Annotated in this window: 2 protein-coding genes; both read left to right on the top strand. The window is 66.6% G+C overall.

Annotated features, from left to right (window positions below; translation table 11 throughout):
- Positions 1–655, top strand: a 655-nt coding sequence (locus tag DBR23_RS13245; protein WP_108498565.1) for an SDR family oxidoreductase, incomplete at its 5' end; no start/stop codon positions are given.
- Positions 656–705: 50 nt separating this feature from the next.
- The coding region (locus tag DBR23_RS13250) for a methylated-DNA--[protein]-cysteine S-methyltransferase (protein WP_108498569.1) at positions 706–1,196 on the top strand (491 nt) is incomplete at its 3' end.

Below are 1,196 nucleotides of genomic sequence, written 5' to 3' on the forward strand. Positions count from 1 at the left end.
ACCGCACCTGGTGTTCAACAACGCAGGCGTGGGCGCGGGCGGCCTGGTGTGGGAAAACTCGGTCAAGGACTGGGAGTGGGTGCTGGGCGTGAACCTGTGGGGTGTGGTGCACGGCGTGCGCCTGTTCACCCCCATGATGCTGGCAGCCGCCAAGGCCGACCCCGCTTGGCGCGGCCACATCATCAACACCGCCAGCATGGCGGGCCTGCTGGCAGCGCCCAACATGGGCATCTACAACGTCAGCAAGCACGCAGTGGTCAGCCTGTCGGAGACGCTGTACCAGGATTTGTCGCTGGTCACTGACCAGATCGGCGCCAGCGTGTTGTGCCCGTTCTTTGTGCCCACCGGCATCAACCAAAGCCACCGCAACCGCCCCGGCGACCTGCCTGCCGAAAAGCCCACCAAGAGCCAGCTCATCGGCCAGGCGATGAGCGACAAGGCCGTGGGCAGTGGCAAGGTGACTGCTTCCGAGGTCGCGCAAAAGGTCTTCGACGCTGCTGCCCAGGGCCAGTTCTACATCTACAGCCACCCCAAGGCCCTGGCCTCGGTGCAGACGCGCATGGAAGACGTGATGATGGGCCGCAACCCCACCGACCCGTTTGCCGCCAAGCCCGAGCTGGGTGCACAGTTGCGGGCAGCGCTGAGGGCTGATTGAGCCAGAGGCGCTTGATTTACATGCCCTGAATGCTATTCAAAAGGTAGCAAATGGCCCCAGAGCTGCACGCCAACGACACGGCGCACCGCCCCACAGGCGGCTATGCGCTGTTCCCCACGGCCATCGGCCACTGCGGCATTGCATGGCGGGGGGCGCTGCTGGTGGGGGTGCAGTTGCCGGAAGACGCGGGCGAGGTGGCAACGCGTGCCCGCATGCAGCGCCGGTTTCCGCAGCTCGCCGAAGCTGCGATGCCACCCGATGTGGCAGCCTGGGCAGCACGCGTGGTGGCCCTGCTTGAAGGTGCGCAGGACGACCTGCGTGATGTGCCCCTGGCGCTCGACGCCGTGCCTCCCTTTCACGCCCGCGTGTACGAGCTGGCCCGCCGCATTCCACCCGGCAAAACCATGACCTATGGCGAGATGGCTGCCGCATTGGGCGAGCCGGGTGCTGCGCGTGCCGTGGGTCAGGCGTTGGGCCACAACCCGTTTGCGCCTGTGGTGCCGTGCCACCGTATCCTGGCGGCGAACGGCAAGACCGGCGG

This window comes from Acidovorax sp. HMWF018, from assembly GCF_003061035.1.
Lineage (GTDB): Bacteria > Pseudomonadota > Gammaproteobacteria > Burkholderiales > Burkholderiaceae_C > Acidovorax > Acidovorax delafieldii.